At 70.0% G+C, this 23008-nt stretch carries 17 protein-coding genes and 2 pseudogenes; 6 read left to right on the forward strand and 13 right to left on the reverse strand.

What is annotated here, in order from left to right; genetic code table 11:
- Nucleotides 1-150: 150 nt before the first annotated feature.
- The 4 genes from AB0G15_RS08045 to AB0G15_RS08060 all read right to left on the reverse strand — a co-directional run bounded on the left by AB0G15_RS08045 (nucleotide 151) and on the right by AB0G15_RS08060 (nucleotide 6399).
- Nucleotides 151-1788, reverse strand: coding sequence for an extracellular solute-binding protein (locus tag AB0G15_RS08045; protein WP_362836529.1), 1638 nt, complete (start codon nucleotides 1786-1788; stop codon nucleotides 151-153).
- 72 nt (nucleotides 1789-1860) lie between these two features.
- Entirely contained in the window at nucleotides 1861-2733 is an 873-nt protein-coding gene (locus tag AB0G15_RS08050; protein ID WP_362836531.1) for a carbohydrate ABC transporter permease, read from the reverse strand.
- Entirely contained in the window at nucleotides 2730-3722 is a 993-nt protein-coding gene (locus AB0G15_RS08055; RefSeq protein WP_362836533.1) for an ABC transporter permease subunit, read from the reverse strand. Before AB0G15_RS08055 ends, AB0G15_RS08050 begins: the two co-directional genes overlap by 4 nt.
- An 841-nt stretch (nucleotides 3723-4563) precedes the next feature.
- Nucleotides 4564-6399, reverse strand: a complete 1836-nt coding sequence (locus AB0G15_RS08060; protein WP_362836535.1) for an AMP-dependent synthetase/ligase — start codon at nucleotides 6397-6399, stop codon at nucleotides 4564-4566.
- A 180-nt stretch (nucleotides 6400-6579) separates the two neighbouring features.
- On the opposite strand from AB0G15_RS08060, the gene AB0G15_RS08065 reads away from it, so the two are divergent.
- Both AB0G15_RS08065 and AB0G15_RS08070 read left to right on the forward strand, forming a co-directional pair.
- Nucleotides 6580-8079 carry a peptide MFS transporter gene (locus tag AB0G15_RS08065; RefSeq protein WP_362836537.1) on the forward strand — a complete coding sequence of 500 codons (1500 nt, stop codon included), beginning with the start codon at nucleotides 6580-6582 and terminating at the stop codon, nucleotides 8077-8079.
- Nucleotides 8080-8133: 54 nt separating this feature from the next.
- Nucleotides 8134-8745 carry a trimeric intracellular cation channel family protein gene (locus tag AB0G15_RS08070; RefSeq protein WP_362836539.1) on the forward strand — a complete coding sequence of 204 codons (612 nt, stop codon included), beginning with the start codon at nucleotides 8134-8136 and terminating at the stop codon, nucleotides 8743-8745.
- A gap of 80 nt (nucleotides 8746-8825) precedes the next feature.
- Here the strand turns inward: AB0G15_RS08070 and AB0G15_RS08075 are convergent, their stop codons facing one another.
- Nucleotides 8826-10262, reverse strand: coding sequence for a PLP-dependent aminotransferase family protein (locus AB0G15_RS08075; RefSeq protein ID WP_362836541.1), 1437 nt, complete (start codon nucleotides 10260-10262; stop codon nucleotides 8826-8828).
- Nucleotides 10263-10337: 75 nt separating this feature from the next.
- On the opposite strand from AB0G15_RS08075, the gene AB0G15_RS08080 reads away from it, so the two are divergent.
- Nucleotides 10338-10982 (forward strand): hypothetical protein, encoded by a 645-nt coding sequence (locus AB0G15_RS08080; protein WP_362836543.1) that lies wholly within the window; start codon nucleotides 10338-10340, stop codon nucleotides 10980-10982.
- Between the two features lie 9 nt (nucleotides 10983-10991).
- On the forward strand, nucleotides 10992-12752 hold the full coding sequence (locus AB0G15_RS08085) for a glycoside hydrolase family 15 protein (RefSeq protein ID WP_362836545.1): 1761 nt from the start codon (nucleotides 10992-10994) through the stop codon (nucleotides 12750-12752).
- Nucleotides 12753-12814: 62 nt separating this feature from the next.
- Here the strand turns inward: AB0G15_RS08085 and AB0G15_RS08090 are convergent, their stop codons facing one another.
- Nucleotides 12815-13744, reverse strand: coding sequence for a hypothetical protein (locus AB0G15_RS08090; RefSeq protein WP_362836547.1), 930 nt, complete (start codon nucleotides 13742-13744; stop codon nucleotides 12815-12817).
- A gap of 39 nt (nucleotides 13745-13783) precedes the next feature.
- Nucleotides 13784-14710 (reverse strand): LD-carboxypeptidase, encoded by a 927-nt coding sequence (locus tag AB0G15_RS08095; RefSeq protein WP_362836549.1) that lies wholly within the window; start codon nucleotides 14708-14710, stop codon nucleotides 13784-13786.
- A 30-nt stretch (nucleotides 14711-14740) separates the two neighbouring features.
- Here AB0G15_RS08095 and AB0G15_RS08100 point away from each other — a divergent pair, with 30 nt between their 5' ends.
- Nucleotides 14741-15631: a sulfotransferase gene (locus AB0G15_RS08100; RefSeq protein ID WP_362836551.1), complete on the forward strand. Its 891-nt coding sequence runs from the start codon at nucleotides 14741-14743 to the stop codon at nucleotides 15629-15631.
- 195 nt (nucleotides 15632-15826) lie between these two features.
- On the opposite strand, the pseudogene AB0G15_RS08105 reads toward AB0G15_RS08100, so the two are convergent.
- A pseudogene (locus tag AB0G15_RS08105) lies at nucleotides 15827-16075 on the reverse strand (transposase); the annotation flags it as partial.
- Between the two features lie 147 nt (nucleotides 16076-16222).
- On the reverse strand, nucleotides 16223-17374 hold the full coding sequence (locus AB0G15_RS08110) for a transposase (protein ID WP_362685872.1): 1152 nt from the start codon (nucleotides 17372-17374) through the stop codon (nucleotides 16223-16225).
- 53 nt (nucleotides 17375-17427) lie between these two features.
- Here AB0G15_RS08110 and tnpA point away from each other — a divergent pair.
- Nucleotides 17428-17811: pseudogene (tnpA, locus tag AB0G15_RS08115) on the forward strand (IS200/IS605 family transposase); the annotation flags it as partial.
- Between the two features lie 99 nt (nucleotides 17812-17910).
- Here the strand turns inward: tnpA and AB0G15_RS08120 are convergent.
- The 4 genes from AB0G15_RS08120 to AB0G15_RS08135 form a co-directional block, all read right to left on the reverse strand.
- On the reverse strand, nucleotides 17911-19782 hold the full coding sequence (locus AB0G15_RS08120) for an ABC transporter ATP-binding protein (protein WP_362836553.1): 1872 nt from the start codon (nucleotides 19780-19782) through the stop codon (nucleotides 17911-17913).
- Nucleotides 19783-19918: 136 nt separating this feature from the next.
- Nucleotides 19919-20722, reverse strand: a complete 804-nt coding sequence (locus AB0G15_RS08125; RefSeq protein WP_362836555.1) for an enoyl-CoA hydratase/isomerase family protein — start codon at nucleotides 20720-20722, stop codon at nucleotides 19919-19921.
- A gap of 133 nt (nucleotides 20723-20855) precedes the next feature.
- Nucleotides 20856-21071 carry a helix-turn-helix domain-containing protein gene (locus AB0G15_RS08130; protein WP_030904785.1) on the reverse strand — a complete coding sequence of 72 codons (216 nt, stop codon included), beginning with the start codon at nucleotides 21069-21071 and terminating at the stop codon, nucleotides 20856-20858.
- A 114-nt stretch (nucleotides 21072-21185) separates the two neighbouring features.
- A complete protein-coding gene (locus AB0G15_RS08135; protein WP_362685863.1) occupies nucleotides 21186-22784 on the reverse strand; it encodes an ABC-F family ATP-binding cassette domain-containing protein in 1599 nt (532 codons plus the stop codon).
- Between the last annotated feature and the right edge of the window lie 224 nt (nucleotides 22785-23008).

Below are 23008 nucleotides of genomic sequence, written 5' to 3' on the forward strand. Positions count from 1 at the left end.
CCTCTCCGCCGGGCCGGCGGAGAGGTGAAACGCCTGTGGAGCCGGTGTAAGACCTCAAAGGGGAAGTTTTCTCCTGGTGGGCGACTGGCGGTGAAGCAGGAATTCCCGCGGGTGACCTGAGAGCCTCCTTCCTTCCGGGAGGGGAGGATGTCAACCGTGCTTCTGCTTGAACCGCTCGTAGGCGCCGTTCACCATGTTGACGAAGGAGGTCATGTTGTTGGCCTCGAGTTCCTTGACGTAGGCGCCCCACTCGCCGAAGTCGCGTTTGCCGAGGATGAACTTGAGCGTGTTCTGGGTGACGTGGTCCTTCAGCGGTGTCTGCCACAGCGTCACCTGCTCGCGCTCCTCGTCGGTGAGCGGGTGCGGGGGCGGCACCGGCAGCGGCTTCCTCGAGTTCATCTCCTTCTGGAACGCGATCTCCTCCTCGGAGAAGGTCGACTGGAGAAGCTCGGTGGGCCCGCCGTAGGCGAAGATCCCGTTGGAGAAGCCGAAGTCCTTCTGCAGGTGCTTGGGCGCCTTGGGGTTGAGCCCGACGAAGTCGACGTCGGAGGCGAGCTCGTACTTCCCGGACGCGTCCTTGGTGTGGGTGACCCCCTCGACCCCCCACTTGGCGAACGCCTGGCCCGCGTCGGAGTACCAGAGCCAGTCGACGAACTGCATCATGGCGACGAAGTTCTTGCTGTCACGGGCCTTCTTGGAGATCATGACGCCGTTCTCCAGGCGGGTGTTGCCCGCGCCGTACTTGATGGGCCCGAGCGGGCCGACGGGCAGCGGGATCTTGACGAGCCTGGCCTCCGGGTTCGCCTTCTCCAGCGGCGGCCGGTACTCGTTGACCAGCGTCTGGGCGTTCGTGCCGATCACGAAGGACTTGCCCGACACCAGCTTCTGGATCGCCAGGTCGTCGGTCTGGGTGAAGCTCTCCGGGTCGAGCAGCTTCTCCTTCACCAGCGTGTGGAGATACTCCAGCATCTGCCGGTAGGACTCCGTGGCGCCGGTGAAGGCGAACTTCTGGATGTTGGGGTCCCACACCACCCCTTCCCCGTAGCCCCAGCCGCCGGGGGCGCCGTAGGAGATGCCGACGATGTTCAGCAGGTTGGCGCCAGGCGTGAGGGTCCCCCAGCGGTCGGAGAACGGGTAGGAGTCGGGGTACTCCGCCTTCAGCGCCTTCAGCACGGTGCGTAACTCCTCCCAGGTCTCCGGGATCTCGAGCCCGTGCTTCTCCAGGATGTCCGCGCGGACCGCCAGGGAGTAGTCCACCCAGTGGTCCTGGTGGAGGCCGGGCAGGAGGTAGAAGCGGCCGTCCTCCTGCCGGAGCGTGTCCAGGTCGGCCTGGAGGTTCCACTTGGCGACCTTCTCCTTGAAGTTCGGCATCAGGTCCAGGTAGTCGCTGACCGGCAGGATGGCTCCGGAGGCGACGAAGGGGGTCTCCTGGGCGGGATACGTCTTGGGGATGATGAGCGGGGCGTCGCCCGCGCCGATCACCAGGCTGCGCTTGTTCTCGTAGTCGCTGAGCGGCACCACGCTCGGCTGGAGCGTCACGTTGGTCCGCTTGCCGAGCTCCGACCAGAACAGCCAGTCGTTCTTGATCGGGTAGAACGGGTGGTTGTTGTAGAGCATGGTGAACGACAGCGGCGCGGCGGCCTTGAACTGGGTGCCGGCCCCGTAGCCGGGCATCGCGCCCTCCCGGTTCGCCGCGAGGTTGTCGGCCTGCTTCTTGGAGTCGTCGCTGCCGCAGCCGGCGAGTACGGCGAAGGTACCCATCGCGACCATCGCCTGACGCCGGTTCATCTGGTACATGGGAGTCCCTTTTTCTCGGATTTCTCGGAAACAGGTGGGTGGAGGGCGGCCGGGCCGGCGGGACTACCCCTTGACCGCGCCGAGCGTGACCCCGGTGACGAAGTACCGCTGGACGAAGGGGTAGATCCCCAGGATGGGCAGGATGGTGAGCACCGTCGTCACCGCCTTGATGTTGGCGGCCACCGTCATGTTCATCGCGTCGGCGCCGACGGACGACGCGCCGGTGGCGCCGGCGATCAGGTTGCGCAGGAAGACGGTCACCGGGAAGAGATCGGACTGGCTCATGTAGAGGAACGCGGCGAACCACGAGTTCCAGAACGCGACGGCGTAGAAGAGCACCATCGTGGCGATCACCGCCTTCGACAGCGGCAGCACGATCCGGAGCAGGATGCCGTAGGTGTTCATGCCGTCGATCGCGGCGGCCTCCTCCAGCTCGACCGGCAGCCCCTCGAAGAACGCCTTCATGATCAGGAGGTTGAAGACGCTGATGGCGTTCGGCAGGACGATGGCCCAGATGCTGTCCTTCATCCCGAGGCTGGTGATCAGGACGTAGTTGGGGATGATGCCGCCGGAGAAGAACATGGTGAAGACGGCGATCCCGATCAGGAGCCTGCGGCCCTTGAGGTGCCTCTTGGACAGGACGTAGGCGTAGCAGGTGGTCATGAACATCGCGATCGCCGTGGCGACGACCGTGTACACCACCGTGTTGCGGTAGTTCGCCCAGAACGTCGGGTCGGAGATCACGTACTCGTACGTCGTGAGGGTGAACCCGCGGGGGATGAGATTGACCTGGCCCGAGCGGATGGCGGTCTCGTCGCTCAACGAGCGGGCGACCACGTTGACGAAGGGGTACAGGGTCACGATCACGATGCCGGCGAGAACGACGGCGTTGACCGCCTGGAACACCCGGTAACCCCGGGTCCCCTCCACGCTCACCACAGGCTCGTCCCCACGGTGCGGCGGGAGATCAGGTTCGCCGACAGGACCAGGATCAGCCCGATCAGGGCCTCGAACAGGCCGATCGCCGTGGCGTAGCTGAAGTTGTTGGAGACCACGCCCATGCGGTACAGGTACGTGGAGATCACGTCCGCGGTCGGGTACGTCAGCGGGTTGTAGAGCAGGAGGACCTTCTCGAACCCGACCGCCATGAACGCCCCGATGTTCAGGATCAGCAGGGTGACCGCGGTCGGCCGGATGCCGGGGAGGGTCACGTGCCAGGTCTGCCGCCACCGGCCCGCGCCGTCGATCCTGGCCGCCTCGTACAGCTGGTCGTCGATGGTGGTGAGCGCGGCGAGATAGAGGATCGTCCCCCACCCGACGGTCTGCCACATCTCCGAGGAGACGTAGATCGTACGGAACCACTCCGGCTGCTGCAGGAACGAGATGGGATCGTCTCCCGCCACCCGCAGGATCTGGTTCACCGGCCCGTCGACCGACAGCAGTTCTATGACGAGGCCGGCCACCACCACGATCGACAGGAAGTGCGGCAGGTAGGACACCGACTGGACGAACCGCTTGAGGCGCCGGTGCCGGACCTCGTTGATCAGCAGCGCGAGCACGATCGGCATGGGGAAGCAGAACAGCAGGGTCAGCGCGCCGAGGACCAGCGTGTTGGTGAACACCTGCCAGAACGTCGGGTCGTTCAGGAACATCCGCACGTAGCGCAGGCCGACCCACTCCTCGCCCAGCACGCTGCCGCCGGGCTCGAACTTCCGGAAGGCGATCACGTTGCCGATCATCGGCAGGTAGCGGAATATCGCGAAGAACAGCAGCGGGAGAATCGCCAGCGAGTACAGCTGCCAGTCGCGGCGCAGCGCCTGGCGCCAGGTACGGCCGGGAGGGCGCTTCCCGGGGGCGGGATCGGACTTCGCCTCGTGGACGTCTCGGGTGCCGGGTGACACGTCGGCCGTCCTGGCCGTGCTCATCCCCGCGTCTCCGGCGCCGGCCGGTGACCGCGTGCCGGCGGCCGCGGGCGTCGCCGGTGGACCGCCTGTTCGCTCATGCCATCCCTTCGACCGGCGACGGCGTCACCTGACGCTGCCAGCCGGAAAACAATCGGATTCGCGAGGCTGAAACTTTCCATGAGGTTTATTAATATTGCGGAAATATAAGCGGCCGTTAGAGGTGCGTCAAGAGAGGTGTCAACAGATTTATGGCGAGAAAGGTCTCCCCTATCCTCATTCGCAGCTCAGCGTCCTGTGAACTTGACCCACTTCAGTCATCCGAAATATTTCGGAGGCGACGAGCAACCGGTATCCCGCCATCCGGTGACGGAGGATCCCGGCGTCACGGTGCCGGAAGCGTCCCCGCCCGTGCCGTAACGGCGTCCCCCTCCCGTGCTGGGACGACGTCTTCCGCCCGTGCCGGTCCGGTGGCCCGCTCATCGCGGCCCGGCGGGCGGACCGGGAGGTCGGCGGGCCGCCGCGGCCCTTTCCCCGGGCCGGGTCCGGCCTGCCGGATCCCGCTTCGCCATTCGCGCGCCGTCCGGACGGCAAGCGCTTTCCAGCCGTCCCGCCGGCCGTGAACGTTTCATTCCGCGCGACGCCGGGGCGGGAGCGCGGCGCTTTTCACGGGGAGCGCGGCGCTTTTCACGGGGGTCGGGCCGGTTTCACGGGGATCGGGCCGGCGGCGAGAACGACGAGAACGAGAGGTCGCGCCACGGGGACTCGTCGAAAGGGGAACCCGGCGCCCGGCGACGGCGGGCGCCGGGCGGCTCGTGGGCGGCTCGCGGTCTCCTCGTGGTCAGCTCTCGTTCGCGCCGTGTGATCAGCCCTCGTACATGCCGTCGATGATCTCCGCGTACTTGGCGTGGATGACGCGGCGCTTGAGCTTCAGGCTCGGGGTGAGCTCCGTGCTCTCGGCCGTCCACTCCACCGGCAGCAGCCGCCAGCGCTTGATCTGCTGGACGCGGGCCAGCTTCTCGTTGGCGACGGCGATCGCGCCCTCGACGGCCTTGAGGACGTCGGGGTGCTCGGCGAGGTCGGCCAGGGTGGTGAACGAGACGCCGTTGGCCTGCGCCCAGCCGGGGGCCACCTCGCCGTCGAGGGTGAGGATCGCCACCGGGTACGGCCTGCCGTCGCCGTAGGCGAGGGCCTGGCCGATGAGCGGGTGCTCCTTGAGGTGGTTCTCGATGTTGGCCGGGGAGATGTTCTCGCCCCCGGAGGTGATGATGATCTCCTTCTTGCGGTCGACGATGCTGACGAAGCCGTCCTCGTCGATGGAGCCCACGTCGCCGGTGTGCAGCCAGCCGTCGTCGTCGAGCAGCTCGGCGGTGGCCTCGGGCCTGCCGAGGTAACCGCGGGTGTTGGCCGGGCTGCGGGTGATGATCTCGCCGTCCTCGGCGATCCTGACCTCGACGCCGGGGCCCGCCTGGCCTACCGTGCCGAGCTTGTAGCGGTCGGGGGCGTTGGCGGTGAACGCGCCGGTCGTCTCGGTCATGCCGTACACGTCGAGGACCCGCAGGCCGAGGCCGGCGAAGAAGCGCTGGACCTCCAGCGGCATCGGCGCGGCGGCGGTGGCGAGCCAGCCCGCGTTGTCGAAGCCGATCATCGACCGGATGATCGACAGCAGGGCGGCGTCGGCCTGCTCGTAGGCGGCCAGGACCTCGGGCGAGGGAGTGCGCCCGTACTGGTTGGCCTCGACGTAGGCGAGCCCGGCGGCCATCGCCTGGCGCACGCCCTCCTGCTGCTCCTCCGGCTGGGTGGCGAGCAGCGCCTGCAGGCGGGCCATCATCTTCTCCCACACGCGCGGCACCCCGAAGAACAGCACCGGCTTGACCTGGCCGAGGGTGGCGCCGAGCTGGGCGAGGTCGGTGCAGAAGTGGGTGTGGGAGAACTTGAAGAGCGGCAGGTAGAGGCTGAGCACCCGCTCGGCGATGTGCGCGTAGGTGAGGTAGGAGATCTGGGTGCCGTTGCTGGGCAGGTCGGCCATCCGGTTGGTGGCCACGACCTCGAAGAACACGTTGGCGTGGGTCAGCGGCACGCCCTTGGGGTTGCCGGTGGTGCCGGAGGTGTACAGGACGGTGAGGACGTCGTCGGCGGTCACCGCCTGCCAGCGGGCGTCGACGGCGGCGGGGTCGGCGGCCAGCCTCTCGCGGCCGAGGGCCAGGAAGTCGTCCCAGGAGACGAACCGGTCGCCGGCCGGGGCGCCCTCCAGCACGATGACCTTGCGCAGCTCGGGGAGGTCGTCCAGGACCGGCTCCCACCTGGCCAGGTCGGCCGGCCCGCCGAGCACCGCGATCCTCGCCGCGACGTCACCGGCCACGAACGCCACCTGCTCGGGGGCGAAGGTCGAGTAGACCGAGCAGGACACGGCGCCGGCGTGCACCGCGCCCAGATCGGCCAGCACGTGCTCGCTGCGGTTGACCATCATGAGCGCGACCGCCTCGCCGGGCTCCAGCCCGAGGGCGGCGAAACCGGCGGCGATCTCCAGGACCCGCTGCCTGGCCTGGGAGTAGGTCAGGGTGGACCAGCCCCCCTCGACCGGGTCGGAGTACGCGGGCGCGTCGGGATTGCTCTCCGCCGCCTCCTTCAGCTGACCGCAGACCGTACGGCCCGCGATCTCCCTCTCGATCGCCGCCCGCTCCTCAAGGACACCGGCCATGACGCGCCTCCAGAAAGTGCTCACTTGCACGAGTGGCATGCATCGCACCACACGCCGTTCCCCTTGGACAAGCCCCTGGAAGGGAGAAGAAACGCCACATCGCGTAACCGGCTTTCCCGTCCCGGCGGGAGGCGTACGTAGAGTTAGCCTCTGATCACGCGATGACGTTCGGGGGGACGCATGCCATCGGGAACACGGCCTCGCGGCAGGACCTTCTTCGGGCACCCGCGCGGCCTCGCCACGCTGTTCGGCACCGAGATGTGGGAGCGCTTCAGCTGGTACGGCCTGCGGGCCATCCTCGCCACCTTCATGGCCGCCTCCCCCGCCACGGGCGGCCTCGGGCTGACCGAGCAGACCGCCCAGGCGATCATCGGCATCTACGGCGCCCTCATCTATCTCGTCGCCCTGCCCGGCGGCTGGATCGCCGACCGGATACTCGGCGCCCGCAGGGCGGTGCTGTGCGGCGGCGTCGTCATCATGTGCGGCCACATCAGCATGGCCATCCCCGTCAGGACCGGCGCCTTCGTCGCGCTCGGCCTGTTCCTGATCATCGTCGGGACCGGGCTGCTGAAGCCCAACATCTCCACGATGGTCGGCAAGCTCTACCCCCGGGACGACGACGCGCGCAGGGACGCGGGCTTCTCGATCTTCTACCTGGGCATCAACATCGGCGCCTTCATCGCCCCCATCGTGGTCGGCCGGCTCGCCGAGGGCGACCGCTGGCACCTGGGCTTCGGCGCGGCGGCGGTCGGCATGGCCCTGGGTCTTCTCCAGTACGTGCTGGGCAGGCGCCACCTCATGGGCGTGGGCGAGCGGCCGGGCCACCGGATGACCCCGCGCGAGCGCCGGCACTTCACCCTCGCCCTCGTCGCGGCCGTCGTCGCGGCGGGCGGCGCGCTGGCCGTGTGGGGGGCCTCGGGCACCTTCAGCCTCGACACCTTCGCCCTGGTGATGACGCTGCTCATCGTGGCCGTGCCGGTGCTCTACTTCGGCTACGTCCTGCTGGGCAGCCACAACCTGACCGACGACGAGCGCTCCCGGATGAAGGCCTACGTCTGGCTGTTCGCCGCGGCGGCCATCTTCTGGATGATCTACGATCTGGCGCCGACCGTGCTGCTCTTCTTCGCCCAGAACAACACGGACCTGTCGCTGTTCGGCCTGCGGATCACCCCGGCGACCACGCAGGCGTTCAACCCGCTGTTCATCATGATCTTCGTGCCGGTCTTCGCGGCGCTGTGGATCCGGCTGGGCAACCGGGTGACCGCTCCCCACAAGTTCTCCGTGGGGCTGTTCGTCAACGGCCTGAGCTTCATGATCATGGCGCTCGCCGCCCTGCTGGCCCAGACCGGGAAGATCTCGGTGTGGTGGCTGGTGCTGGTCTACCTCGTCCAGGTCTTCGGGGAGCTGGCGCTGAGCCCGGTCGGGCTCTCGGTCACCACCAAGCTCGCCCCCGAGGCGTTCAAGAGCCAGATGCTCGGACTGTGGTTCCTGTCCTTCTCGGTGGGCGACGCGGTGGGCGGGCAGACGGGGCGGTTGAAGAACTACATGTCGGAGCCCGCGTACTTCCTCACCCTCGCCGCGATCTCCATCGTGGCGTCGCTGGTGCTGCTCGCCTTCGCCGGCAGGCTGCATACGATGATGCGCGAGCACCGGGCGCCGGACACGGCCCCGTCGGCATGACCGTCCGCCGGCATCATGGCAAGCGTATATGTCCGGTCATGGGATGATTTATCCGTGAATCATGTGCTCGATCTCGTCGGGATCTTCGTCTTCGCCCTCTCCGGTGCCCTCGTCGGCGTGCGCAGGCGGCTCGACGTGGTGGGCATGACCGTGCTGGCCGAGATGACCGCGCTGGGCGGCGGGATCGCGCGCGACCTGATCCTGAACGTGCGGCCCGCGGCCTTCTTCAGCGTCGGCTACGTGGTCGTGCCGGTGCTGGCCACGGTGATCGTGTTCTTCTGGCATCCGCAGGTCGAGCGGGTGATGCCCGCGGTGAACGTGTTCGACGCCGCGGGACTCGGCCTGTTCTGCGCGGTCGGCACCGAGAAGGCGATGTACTTCGGCCTCTCCCCGCTGCACGCGACCCTGCTCGGGGTCACCACCGCGGTCGGCGGCGGCATCCTGCGCGACGTCCTCGCCGGGCAGATCCCCACCCTGCTGTACGACCGCCAGCTGTACGCGGTGCCCGCCATGCTCGGCTCGGCGCTGATGGCGCTGCTCTACACCCTCGACCTGCACGGCTGGCCTGCCACGCTGGCCGCCGCGCTCCTCGCATTCGGGCTGCGGGTCGCGGCCGTGCGGCTGAAGCTGCGGGCCCCGCTGGCCAGGGGCGTCGCCTCCGACTGAACCACGCCCCGCCGTCCACCCGGCCGGTCCACCCGGCCGGCTCACAGCGCCCGTTCACAGGACCGATTCACCCGGCCCGTTCACAGGGCCGGGGTGAGGGGGGCGGCGGGGCGGGTGCCGTACGCGCCCCTGCGCCTGGCCTCGGCGATGCGCCGCACCGCCTCGACGAGGACCTGGGGCGGCTGGGTGAAGGGGAGGCGCAGCCGCCCCTCCAGGGTGCCGTCCACCCCGAACCACTGCCCGGGAGCCAGGCGGACCCCCTGGCAGGCCGCCGCGTCGACCAGCGCGACGGCCGAGGGGCCGGACAGCCGCACCCAGAGCGAGCCGCCGCCCGCGGGCGCCTGAAAGCTCCAGTCGGGCATGCGCGCCGCCAGCTCGGCCGCCAGGACGGCCCTGGAGGCGCCGAGGAGGCGGGCCCGCTCGGCCCTGGCCCGCTCGATGTCCTCGAACAGTTCGGTCACCACCAGCTGCTCGAAGAGCGGGCTGGCGATGTCCACCGAGGCGCGGAGCACGGCCAGGCGGCGGACCGTCGCGGCGGTGGTGCGGATCCAGCCGATGCGCAGCCCGCCCCACCACAGCTTGGACGCCGAGCCGATGGTGATCACCCTGCCGTCGGTGTCGAACGCGGCCAGCGGCGTGGCCCCCGGCCCCTCGTCGATCGCCAGCTCGCACCAGCTCTCGTCGGCCACCAGGGTGGTGCCGTACCGCCTCGCCGCGGCGGTGAGGGCCGCCCGCGCCGTGTCGTCCATCAGGTGCCCGGTCGGGTTCTGGAAGTCGGGGATGACGTACACGAGGCGGGCGGCCGACTGGCGCATCGCGCAGGTCAGCAGTTCCAGGTCACGCCAGCCCTCGTCGGGGACGCCGACCGGGACGATCCTGGCCCCGCGCATCCTGGCCAGGTCGAGGACGTGCGGGTAGGTGGGCGACTCCACCAGCATCGGGTCGCCCCGGGAGAGCAGCATCGTGGTCACCAGGTGGATGGCCTGCTGGGCGCCGGTGGTGACGAGGATCTGCTCGGGGCGGGTGGCCACCCCGCGCGCGGTGTAGCGGGCCGCGATCGCCTGGCGCAGCGGGGCTATCCCGACCGGGTCGTAGCCCATGCCGAGCGTGTAGCGGGGATAGCGGCCGGCGGCGGCGGCGGTCGCCTCGGGCAGCGTCGAGATCGCGCTCGGGGCCGCGGCGTGCATCGGCAGCAGCCCTTCGCCCTCGGCGGCGAGCCACGGGTTGTCGGCGCCCAGCGAGCCCGCGTCGGGCAGCGCGGTCCAGCTTCCCGCGCCCTGCCTGCTCTCCAGGTACCCCTGCTCGCGGAGCAGGTCGTAGGCCGCGGTCACGGTGGTGCGGCTGACGCCCAGGGCACCGGCGAGATGCCGCTCGGCGGGCACCCGCATCCGCACGGGCAGCCGCCCGTCGAGGACGAGCGACCGCACCGTCCTGGCCAGGACCCGGTAGTACGGCCTGGCGGCGGGGTCGATCGACAGGAGGCGGGCGAGCTGGGGGCCGCTCATATACCGGTCCATGCGGGCCATCGTAAGGCCACTTGTAGCGATTGGCCCTTTTGGTCCGGCAGGATGGCCTGAACGATTAACGCCATTATGAGCGAACTCTCCCTGCCCGCCCTCGTCTCTCTCCCCAACCGGCTCACCCGCCTGTACGCGGGCCTGGCCCTCTACGGCGTCGGCGTCGCCCTGCTGATCGAGTCGCGGCTGGGCGGCAGCCCCTGGGACGTGTTCCACCAGGGGCTCTCCATCCACCTGGGCCTGTCGATCGGCACCTGGATCATCATCGTGGGCGCCCTGGTCATGCTGCTGTGGATCCCGCTGCGGCAGAGGCCGGGGGTGGGCACCCTCAGCAACGTCGTCTTCCTCGGCCTGTTCGCCGACGCGGCCATGTGGCTGCTCCCGACCCCGGACGCCCTCGCCGCGCGCTGGGCGTACCTCCTGCTCGGCGTCGTGGTCACCGGCGCGGCGACCGGCCTGTACATCGGCGCGGGGCTCGGCCCCGGGCCGCGCGACGGCCTGATGACCGGCCTGAACCGCCTCGGCCTGTCCATCCGCGCGGCGCGCACCGTCATCGAGGTCACCGTGCTGGCCGCGGGCTGGCTGCTGGGCGGGACGGTGGGGGTGGGAACGCTGGTGTTCGCCCTCGCCATCGGGCCGCTGAGCCAGTTCTTCATGCCAAGGACGCAGCCGGGCGCCCAGTTCCTCCCAAGGCCACCGTGGACCGCGCGGAGGCGTTAGCTTCAAGTCATGTGGATCGAGGACTACGCTCTCGTCGGCGACATGCAGTCGGCTGCCCTGGTCGGCAGGAACGGCTCCATCGACTGGCTCTGCCTGCCGCGCTTCGACTCGCCCTCCTGCTTCGGGGCGCTGCTCGGGGACAAGAAGAACGGCCAGTGGTGGATCGGCCCCGCGCACGCCGAGCGGCCGCGCGCCACCCGGCGCCGCTACCGGGGCGAGACCCTCATCCTGGAGAGCGAGTGGGACACCCCGACCGGCACGGTCAGGGTGACCGACTTCATGCCCACCCGGCACACCAACCCCGACCTGGTGAGGATCGTGGAGGGCGTGTCCGGCACGGTGGAGATGGCCACCGAGATCCGCATCCGCTTCGACTACGGCCGCATCGTGCCCTGGGTGCGCCGCAGCGACGGCCTCCTGCAGGCCGTCGGCGGGCCCGACTCCGTGTGGCTGCACTCCCCCGTCGCGCTGGAGGGCAGCGACTACGCCCACCGGGCGAGGTTCGAGGTGTCCGAGGGCGACAGCATGGCGTTCGTCTTCACCTGGCACCCCTCGCACGAGCCCAAACCCGTCGAGATCGACCCGTACGAGCAGCTGGCCGAGACCGAGTCGCTGTGGGCCGAATGGGTCGAGCAGTGCACCTACCAGGGGCCGTGGCGCGACGCCGTGGTCCGCTCGCTCATCACGCTCAAGGCGCTCACGTACGCCCCCACCGGCGGCATCGTCGCCGCCCCGACCACCTCGCTGCCCGAGGACCTCGGCGGCGTCCGCAACTGGGACTACCGCTACTGCTGGCTGCGCGACGCCACCATGACCCTGGACGCCCTGATCGGCGCCGGATACCTGGAGGAGGCGGGCGCGTGGCGGTCCTGGCTGCTGCGGGCCATCGCGGGCCGCGCCCAGGACCTGCAGATCATGTACGGCGTCGCCGGGGAGCGCAGGCTGACGGAGCTGGAGCTCGACTGGCTGCCCGGCTACGAGAACTCCCGGCCGGTCAGGATCGGCAACGGCGCGGTCGACCAGCTCCAGCTGGACGTCTACGGCGAGGTCATGAACTCCCTGCACCTGTCGCGCGTCTCGGGCCTCGAGGCGGACCACCGGGCGTGGACCCTGCAGTTCGAGCTGATCTCCTACGTCGAGGAGCACTGGGGCGACCCGGACGAGGGCCTGTGGGAGGTCCGCGGCCCGCGCCGGCACTTCGTCCACTCCAAGGTGATGTGCTGGGTCGCCGTCGACAGGGCCGTCAGGCAGGTGGAGGCCTTCGGCAAGCCCGCCCCGCTGACGCGCTGGAAGGACCTGCGCGACCGCATCCACGCCGAGATCTGCGACAAGGGCTTCGACCCGGTGCGCGGCACCTTCACCCAGTCGTACGGCTCGCAGGAGCTGGACGCGGCCCTGCTGCTGATCCCGATCGTCGGCTTCCTGCCGCCGGAGGACCCCCGCGTGGTCGGGACGGTGGAGGCGATCCAGCGCGAGCTGATGGTCGACGGCTTCGTGCTGCGCTACCCGGTCTCCCCCGCCAACGACGTGGACGGCCTGCCCGGCGGCGAGGGCGCGTTCCTGGCGTGCAGCTTCTGGCTGGCCGAGGCACTGGCGATGATCGGCCGCAAGGACGAGGCCGTCGAGCTGTTCGAGCGCCTGCTGTCGCTCCGCAACGACGTCGGCCTGCTCGCCGAGGAGTACGACCCCCGCTACGGCCGGATGGTCGGCAACTTCCCGCAGGCGTTCAGCCACGTTCCGCTGATCCACACCGCCCGCGCGCTCAGCTGAGGGGGGTGCGGCGGCGTCCGGTACCGGCCGTGCGCGGACGGCGTTCCTCGCGAGGCGGCGGGTCAGCCGCCGGTGGCGCCGTCGGGGCGGACGGCCAGGTCGGCGAGGACCCGGGCGAAGTCCGGCGGGGGCGCGACCACCAGCCGGGTCTGCCCGTCCTGGCTGACCAGGTCGGCCCTGATCAGGGAGAGACGGCCGCCGTGCCACCAGTAGACCTGCGGGCTGAGGGCGCCGGCGCGCCTGTCGAACTCCCGCTGGGCGAACAGCCGCAGCCGCTCGATCGCGCGGACCACGCCGATGCCCTCGACCGGGTGGACGATCAGCGTCGCCGGGTCGGGCAGGGCGACGAGAACCCCGTCGGAGGGGACCGGCAGGTAGTCGCCCAGCCTGCGCAGGTGGGCGGCGGCGCCCTCTGTGGGGCCGGTCAGCCTGCGGACCGCCACGCCGCCGAGGTCACCCTCCGTGACCGAGAGCCGCTCCTCCCGGTTGGTGTTGTCCAGGGCCAGGTCGAGCGCCTGGCCCGCGGTGATCGGCCAGCAGCCGACCTCCTCGGGGCGGACCGTGCGCCCGGCGGAGGCGTCGCCGACGGTGAGCACCTCGACCAGGTCGGCGGTGAGGTGGCGCCCGACCACGCGGGCCGGGTCGAGGTCGTCGTCGAGCTGGATGCGGGTCCGCAGCATCGGGCGCACCTGCTCCAGGTCGCAGGCGTCGAACGGCTCGTCCGCCGTGGCCAGGGTGTGGGACAGGTGCTCGGAGACGAGGACGGGCCAGTCCTCGCGGGAGCGCCGGAGCGCCTCGGCGCGCAACCCGGTGAGCCGTACCACGACCCGTCGCGGGCCGGTGAGCGTCAGGGCCGCGCCGCCGGGGTCGAAGGCGCAGGCATAGCCGAGATTGTCGGCGACCAGGGCGAGCAGGGAGTCGAGATCGACCTCTTCGACCGGACGCGGCGGCGTCTCGGTTCGCCGGTTACGGTGCCGCCGGAACAATCTCACGCGTGCGTCCCCTCTGCCGGTTTCCTCCTAGGTTCGCACCTAGAGTGCCTGGTCGGCGCCCCCTGTTGAGTAGGTCAGAGAGCACGATTTTGCATCAATAGCACCAAGTGCCCCGAGCAATACAGAAAACTGTGGCTTTCCATGCCCTATCGGAAGCCCCCCGACAACCGGTACGCCGAGCGGCGCGAGCAGCTCCTCCAGCACCGGGTAGGGATCGCCGCAGCCGACCCAGGACCCCAGGACGAACCCGGCGGCCCCGTCGAGCGACCCCGCCTGCAGCAGCTGGGTGAGCATCCTGTCGATCCGGTACGGCGCCTCGGTGACGTCCTCCAGCAGCACGATCCGGCCCCTCGCCGACAGCGCGTACGGCGTGCCGCAGAGCGCGGCCAGCAGGCTGAGGTTACCGCCGGTGACCGGCGCCGCGACGTCGCCGGGAACGATCACCCGGTCGCCGGTGATCGTCGGCGGGGCTCCGGCGAGGGCGGCCGTGAAGTTCTCGAAGGTGCGCGGCTCGGGCCCCTCGGGATCGCTGATCGTGGAGCAGGCCGGCATCGGCCCGAACCAGGAGGCGACGCCCAGCTCCACGGCGAACGCGCTGTGCAGGGCGGTGACGTCGCTGGAGCCGACCAGCGCCTTGAGGCCGGCGGCCCGCATGGCGTCCCAGTCGAGGTGGCCGAGGAGGCGGGTGGCGCCGTAGCCGCCGCGGGCGCAGAACACCGCGCTCACCGCGGGATCGCACCAGGCGTCCTGCAGATCGGCGGCGCGGCCGGCGTCCGGGCCCGCCAGGTAGCGATCTCTGTCGAGGACGTGGGCACCGACGACGACCTTCAGCCCGAGCCCTTCCAGGACGCGGATGCCGCGCGCCAGCCGCTCGGAATCGGGAGGCCCGGACGGGGCGACCACCGCCACCGTGTCGCCCGGGCGGGGCGGGGGCGGGACCGGTATCCCGGCAGCCGGTTCGTTCACTCCGCAAACGGTGCCACACTGGGCTTTCATATGCGACCTCCGCCCCACATCCTGGTGGTCAACGGCATCAAGGTCCGCAGGCCGGTGTTCGTGCTCGCCGCCCCGCACTCCGGCGCGGATCTGCTGGCCCGCGCCCTGAAACGCTCCCCCGGATTCCACGTCACCATGGGGCGGGCGGCGGTGGCGCACGTCGTCTACGCCTTCGCCCGGCGGCCCTCGATCGCGGGACGGGGCATGGGCGCGACCCGCGTGCTCCGCGACGCCATGGCCGAGTCCTGGCAGATCGTCCCGGGCGCCTGCCAGGAGTGCCCGGCCACGTGCCGGGAGGCGGGCGGCGTGACCGGGGCGGGGCCCTGCGTGGCCTCGGGTTCCGTGGCCCGTTTCGGCGACGCCAGCCCCGACCTCATCTACAGCGCCTCGGTGCTGCTGCAGGCCTTCCCCGACGCCCGTTTCGTCCAGCTCATCAGGGACGGCCGCGACGTGGCCGCCGACATGCTGGCCGACCCCGCGTCCCTGACGTGGTTCAAGCCGGCCATGCTGAGCGACGAGACGGAGTTCCCCAATCCGTTCCTCGGCGTCAACTCCGGCGAGCACCGCGAGCGCTGGAAGGCGATGCCCACGGCGGGCAAGTGCGCGCTGCGCTGGCGCAGCGCGGTGCGGCTGTCGGCCTCGCTCCACCAGGAGCTGCCCCGGGAGCAGTTGCTGACCCTGCGCTACGAGGACCTGGTCTCCTCCCCCGCCCAGGCCCTGGACGGGCTCTCCCGCTTCCTGGAGACCCGGGTCCCCAAGATCGCCCTGCTGGGCCCGAGCGTGCCGAAGGTCGGCGTCTGGCGCACCCGCCTGCGCGGCCAGGACTCCGAGCTGGTGGCCAAGGTCGCCCGCGAGGAGCTCACCCGCCTGGGCTACGCCACCTCGTCCTGACCCCGGCCCGCCCCTCCCGCAGGGCACTTCGGGAGCACGCGCGGGTCGCCCCTCCCGGCGCCCCGGTCACCGGCGCGGCAGGCAACGGCGCGGTCACCAGTTCGCGACCTCGAACAGCGCGCCGGGCCGGATGTCCCCCGGAGGGACGGGCCCGCGCGGCGGGACCGCCCCCGAGCCGGGAGCCGGATCCCCGCCGCTTCTCAGCGTGCCCAGGATCGTCTCCCAGGTGCCGTCCGCCGACCACCGGCGGTGCCGGTTGTAGACGGTCTTCCAGTTGCCGTACGTCTCCGGCAGCTTGCGCCAGGGGCAGCCGGTCCTGGTACGGAAGAACACCCCGTCGATGATCGTGCGGTGATCGGCCCACCGGTTTCCCCGCCGGGCGTGAGCGGGCAGCAACGGCGCCAGCCGTACCCACTCGTCGTCGGTCAGGTCATCGCGTTTCAGCCGGTCGTCCACGTTCTCATGATCTAACACCATTCGCCGCGGAAGATCCACTCGCGGGCGCGCCGCCGGGCGTCAGGAGGTGTGGGTCAGCTTCTCGGTCGTAAACGACCGAGCTTGCAGCTCCTGGCCGTCGATGGGTTCGACGGTTCAGGCCGCGTCGTCGGCAGCGTGACTCACTGCCCAGCCCGCCACACCGCGCGAGGCGATGTTGCGGGCCGCGTTGACGTCGGCGTGCTCAGCGAAACCGCACGACGTACAAAAGAAGGTCGCCTGATCGGGCCGGTTGTTCTTGTCCACGTGCCCGCAGCAGGAACAGGCCTGCGAGGTGTAGGCCGCCTCGACGTGCACCACGGCGACGCCCTGACGGGCGGCCTTGTAGGCGATGAAGCTCCCCAACTGGTGGAAGCTCCACGAGTGCAGTGTGACCCGCTGGGGCTTGCGAAGCCGTACCCGCTCACGGATACCCCGGAGGTCTTCCAGGGCGATCCCGCATCCGGTGCGTTCTGCCTCGGTCACGATCTGCTTGGCGATGGTGTGGTTGGTGTTGGCGGCGAAGCGGGCCTCGGCCCGGCGGCGCTGCTTCAGCAGCCGCTTGGCGGACTTGGTCTGCTTGGCCTGCAGGCGGCGGCGCAGCTCGCGGTGGCGATGGCGGACCGCGTTCACGCCCTTACCGCTGTGGCGAGTCCCGCCGCTGGTGGTCGCGAGGTTGACGATCCCCAGATCCACCCCCACAAATCCGTTCGGAACGGTGAGCGGCCGGTCGGGGAGGTCGCAGGTGGCGATCAGAAACCACATCCCGTCGCGCGTGAGCAGGTCCGACTCGCCCCGCCGATACGCGGCAAGGGTCGTGATCTGCTCGGCGGACCCGGTGAACGCCACCCCCCGCAACCGCCCGGTGATCGTCCAGATGCTCACGGTGCGCGCGTCGAGCTGCCAGGACAGGCAGCGGTCGTCGAACGGCTGCGCCGCGCCGGGGCGAAAAACGATCGGTTTGGACTGCGCGCGCAGGCGGCGCGGTGACCCTGGTGCTCCCAGGTTCCCGGCGCGAACGTTGGCGCGCAGCGTGGCGTAGGCGTGAGCGACCTTCTTGATCACATGCTGGGCAGCCTGCGCTCCCAGCCCGGCGGCCTTCAGCTCACCGTAGGTGATCTTACGCAGCGCGTACTCGCGTCCGACGCCGCCGGCGAACGCCGCCGCAGAGACCAGGTTCGCGGCCTTGTTGACCGCGCGCAGGGTCGCCTCCAGCGCCGCCGCCTGCTCAGGCGTCGGCAGGAGTCTCACCTGCACCACCAGCTTCACCCCGCCACCATAACGTTCGGCCCATATCCGCGACCTGAGAACCCGACTCCAGCATTCACCCGGGGACGAACCATTGTCCGCGCACCGTTGTTTGTGCGCTGTACGCGCGTTTGGTTTTCACACCCAGGTATCGGCCCGGGGTCTTCACCGACGAACCACTGCGCCGCTGCGAAGGAATCATGATCGAGGTGTGCGACAGCTTCGGCGCCCAGCTCGTCGCCTTCAACGGCGAGCACGGCCATGTCTACCCGCTCGTCCACTACCGGCCCAAGGTCGCCCTGTAGACCCTGGTCAATTTCCTCAAGGGCGTCTCGGCCCGCTTGCTGCGCGAGGAGTACTCCGCTCACGTCTGCACGTACCTGCCGGGCGGCCATTTCTGGTCGCCGTCCTTCTTCGCCGCCTCCTATGGCGGCGCAACCTTGAGCATCATCAAGGAAGTACATCGAAGACCAGAAACGCCCAGACCAACGACGGGGCGTTCACAACCCCGGGACCGGAAAGCGATTCCTCCCGGGCGTGAACGCCCAGGATCCTTGCTACGTAACGCTGAACTGGGTCCGGTAGAGCTCGGCGTAGACCTCACCCCTGGCCAGCAGCTCCTCGTGGCGGCCCCGCTCGACCACCCGGCCGTCCTGGACCACCAGGATCTGGTCGGCCTCGCGGATCGTGGACAGCCGGTGGGCGATGACCAGCGAGGTGCGCCCGGCCAGAGCGACCTTCAGCGCCTGCTGGACGGCGGCCTCGGACTCGGAGTCGAGGTGCGCGGTGGCCTCGTCGAGGACGACCACGCGGGGCGCCTTGAGCAGCAGCCTCGCCAGGGCCAGCCGCTGCTTCTCGCCACCGGACAGCCGGTGGCCGCGGTCGCCCACCACGGTCTCCAGGCCTTCGGGGAGGTCCAGGACCAGGTCGGAGATCTGGGCGGCGCGCAGGGCGTCCCAGATCTCCTCGTCGGTGGCCTCGGGCCTGGCGTAGCGGAGGTTGGCCCCGATGGTGTCGTGGAACAGGTGGGCGTCCTGCATGACGACTCCCACGGTGTCGCGCAGGGAGGCCAGGGTGGCGTCGCGCACGTCCAGGCCGTTGACGCGGACCGTGCCCTCGCCGGCGTCGTAGAGACGGGAGACCAGGCCGGTGATGGTGGTCTTCCCCGCGCCCGAGGGGCCGACCAGGGCGACCATCTCGCCGGGGCGGGCGGTGAAGGTGACGCCGCGCAGCACCTCGTGGCCCGGCCCGGTGTCGGGGCGGGCCACCGCCTCCAGCGAGGCCAGCGACACCTCCGAGGCCGACGGGTATCTGAACCGGACGTCGTCGAACTCCACGGAGGCCGGGCCCTCGGGAACGGGCCGGGCGCCGGGCCTCTCGGCGATCATGGGCTGCAGGTCGAGGACCTCGAAGACCCGGTCGAAGCTCACCAGCGCGGTCATCACGTCCACGTGCACGTTCGACAGGCTCGTCAGGGGGCCGTACAGGCGCATCAGGAGGGCGGCGAGCGCCACCAGGGTGCCGAGCTCGAAGACGTCGGAGACGGCCAGCACGCCGCCCACGCCGTACACCAAGGCGGTGGCCAGCGCGGCGACCAGGCCGAGCGCGACGCGGAAGACCGTCCCGTACATGCCGACGGTGACGCCGACGTCGCGCACCCGCCCCGCCCTGTCGCCGAAGGCGGCGGTCTCGTCGTCCGGGCGGCCGTACAGCTTGGCGACCATGGCCCCGGCGACGTTGAACCGCTCGGTCATCATGGTGCTCATCTCGGCGTCGAGCTCCATCTGCTCGCGGGTGAGCCCGGACATCTTCCTGCCGACCCACTTCGCCGGGAAGATGAAGATCGGCAGCAGCACGAGGGCGACGACGGTGATCTGCCAGGAGAGCACCAGCATGGCGCCGAGCACCAGCACCAGCATGACCACGTTGGCCACGACCGACGACAGGGTGCTGGTCAGGGCGCGCTGGGCGCCGATGACGTCGGTGTTGAGCCGGGAGACCAGGGCGCCGGTCTGGGTGCGGGTGAAGAAGGCCACCGGCATGCGCTGGACGTGGTCGAAGACCTCGGTGCGCAGGTTGTAGATGAGGCCCTCGCCGATCCGCGCGGAGAACCAGCGCTGGGCCAGGGTGAGCGCCCCGTCGGCGACCGCCAGGCCCGCGATGACGAGCGCGAGGAGAATCACCACGTCCTGGCGCTTGGCGATGATGCCGTCGTCGATGATCGCCTTCATCAGCAGCGGGTTGGCGATCACGATGACCGAGCCGACCACGACCAGCGCGAGGAAGGCGGCGATGTGCCGCGAGAAGGGCTGTGCGTAGCGGGCGATGCGTCTGACCGTGCCCGGTGCCAGACGCTGCTTGGTCACCGACCTGTCCCGCCGGAACGAGAACATCGCCTGGGGGCCGAGACCCCCGCCCATCATCGCCATACGGCCTCCTCTCCCGATGCGAGCACCGGGAGAGGCACGATCATTCCCCTGTCAGCTTCGGGCGAACACCGCCGGGGGCCACCGGGGCGGACCCTGCGAGAGCCTTGCGTGAACCGCGTGCCACGAGCGGGACGGCCTACCCGAAAAGCGCCTTGACGCGCCCCGCCTGCTCGCGAGCCTCGGCCGCGCCCTGCTCCTCCAGCGTGCGCCCCGAAGCACCCTGGAGCAGCCGCTTGGTCGCCGTCGCGGCGTCGCGGTCGGTCGCCAGCAGCGCGTCGGTCAGGTCGCGTACGGCCTGCGTCAGCTCCTCGGGCGCGACGACCAGCTCGGCCAGGCCGATCCTCGCCGCCTCCTGCGCCCCCACGACGCGGGCGGTCAGGCAGATCTCGATGGCCCTGGACAGGCCCACCAGGTCGACCAACGGCTTGGTGCCGGTCAGGTCGGGGACCAGCCCGAGGGCCGGCTCCTTCATGCACAGTTTGGCGTCGTCCGCCAGGACCCGCAGGTCACAGGCGAGCGCCAGCTGGAACCCCGCACCGACCGCGTGGCCCTGAACGGCTGCCACGGAGACGATGTCGGGACGCCTCAGCCAGAGGAAACCCCGTTGGGCCCGCGCCACCCGCTCGGCGAAAGCAGCCTCGTCGAGTGTCGCGGAGGACGCGAACGACCCCTGCCCGGGAACCCCCTCCGGGGTGAACATCCTCAGATCGATCCCCGCCGAGAAGGACGGCCCCTCACCTCTGATCACGACGACCCTCACCTGCTGCGGCAGGCCGTCACCGATATGAGCCAGAGCCGACCAGGTGGCGAACGTCTGGGCGTTCCGCTTCTCCGGACGGTCCAGCGTGATCGTCGCGATCTCGCCGTCCACCTCATAGCGCAGACCGACCTCCTCGAGAGAGATCTGCTCCGCACTCCCCCCGAACGCCACTTCCGCCATCGCCTGTTCTCCCACCTTCGGTGTCCGCCTCGCCCGAGCCTATCGATTCCCCAGAATGAGGTTCTACAGGTTCGGGCGGGGACGGCTTCAGAGTGGGGGACGAGCGGCTGCGGTCGCGCGTTCCGAGGCGGGGTCAGCGCTTGGACTTGCCTCGGGTGGCGCCACCGCGCCCGCGCAGAGTCACGCCGGACTCGCTCAGGATGCGGTGGATGAACCCGTACGACCTGCCGGTCGAAGCGGCCAGGGCGCGGATGCTCTCACCCGCGCTGTAGCGCTTCTTGAGATCGGAGGCCAGTTTTTCACGATCGGCCCCGGTAACCCGGGTGCCCTTCTTCAGAGTCTCGGCCACGAGTACCTCCTGTAGTGCCAGACTTCCGCAGCGTTACACACGCCATGATCAGTCATTTCAGCGAGATCGGCTACCTACTCCACGGGAAAAGATCCGTACCCGCTCAAATTAAGATCAGGCAAGTGCCACAAGATCGGAAAATTCGTCGCTCCACGCGTCTTCAACTCCGTCAGGCAGCAAGATCACCCTATCGGGTCGTAGAGCCTCTACAGCACCCTCATCATGCGTGACAAGCACAATCGCCCCAGAATAGGACGTTAGCGCCGAAAGAACTTGTTCCCGGCTGGCCGGATCGAGGTTGTTCGTGGGCTCGTCCAGGAGGAGGACGTTGGCCGCGGACAGCACCAGCGTGGCCAGGGCCAGCCGCGTCTTCTCCCCGCCCGACAGCACGCCCGCGGGCTTGTCCACGTCGTCGCCGGTGAACAGGAACGAGCCCAGGACCTTGCGCAGCTCCACGTCGGGCAGCTCTCCCCCGGCCGAGCGCATGTTCTCCAGCACGGTCCGCTCGGGGTCGATCGTCTCGTGCTCCTGCGCGTAGTAGCCGAGCTTGAGCCCGTGCCCCGGCTTGACCGCGCCGGTGTCGGGCTCCTCGATGCCGCCCAGGATGCGCAGGAGAGTGGTCTTCCCCGCGCCGTTCAGGCCCAGGATGACGACCCTGCTCCCCCTGTCGACGGCGGCGTCGACGTCGGTGAAGACCTCCAGGGAGCCGTACGACTTCGACAGCCCCTCCGCCATGATCGGGGTGCGCCCGCACGGGGCGGGCTGGGGGAAGCGCAGCTTGGCGACCTTGTCGCTGCGCCGCTCCACCTCCAGGCCGGACAGCAGGCGCTCGGCGCGGCGCTGCATGTCCTGCGCGGCCTTGGCCTTGGTGGCCTTGGCGCGCATCTTGTCGGCCTGCGACATCAGGGCCGAGGCCTGCTTCTCGGCGTTGGCGCGCTCGCGCCTCCTGCGCTTCTCGTCGGTCTCGCGCTGGGCCAGATAGGCCTTCCAGCCGACGTTGTAGGTGTCGATCACCGCACGGTTGGCGTCGAGGTGCAGGACGCGGTTTACCGTCGCTTCAAGAAGCGTGACGTCGTGGCTAATAATGATCAAGCCGCCCTGGTGAGATCGTAAAAAATCACGAAGCCACCCGATTGAGTCCGCATCTAGGTGGTTTGTCGGCTCGTCAAGAAGGAGAGTCTCCGCCCCGCTGAAGAGGATCCTGGCCAGTTCCACCCGCCTGCGCTGCCCTCCGGAGAGGGTCTCCAGCGGCTGGCCGAGCACCCGGTCGGGCAACCCCAGGCTGGAGGCGATGGAGGCGGCCTCCGACTCGGCGGCGTACCCGCCCAGGACGTGCAGCCGGTCCTCCAGGCGCCCGTAGGCGCGGACCGCGCGGTCCCTGGTGCGGTCGTCGGCCGAGGACATGCCGGCCTCGGCCTCGCGCAGCTCGCGCAGCACCTGGTCGAGCCCGCGGGCCGACAGGATGCGGTCGCGGGCGAGCACGTGCAGGTCGCCGGTGCGCGGGTCCTGCGGCAGGTAGCCGACCTCGCCGCTGATGGAGACCGTGCCCGAGGCGGCCGACCCCTCTCCCGCGAGCACGCGGGTCAGCGTGGTCTTCCCGGCTCCGTTCCGGCCGACGAGCCCGATCTTGTCACCGGGGTTCACCCGGAAGGACGCACCCTCGATGAGCAGCCGGGCCCCGGCCCGCAATTCGATGTCAGAAGCTACGATCATGGTTGGAGAACACTCCCAGCAGGAAATACACAGGCTCACTTCACTGTGGCCGAACCCGCCGCGCCCTGTGTCTCCCGGCTCTCGGCTCGGCCGTCTCGCCTTCATCGGGACGACGGTCAATCGGGAGTGCGCATACCGATCAGTGTACGGCGCGACACCGAGCGGCTTCTCCATGATTTGACGAGCCCCGCTCTCCCGGGACCCGCGCACGCGGACGCCCGCCA

The sequence above is a fragment of the Streptosporangium sp. NPDC023825 genome, from assembly GCF_040639575.1.
In the GTDB taxonomy this organism is placed as follows: domain Bacteria; phylum Actinomycetota; class Actinomycetes; order Streptosporangiales; family Streptosporangiaceae; genus Streptosporangium.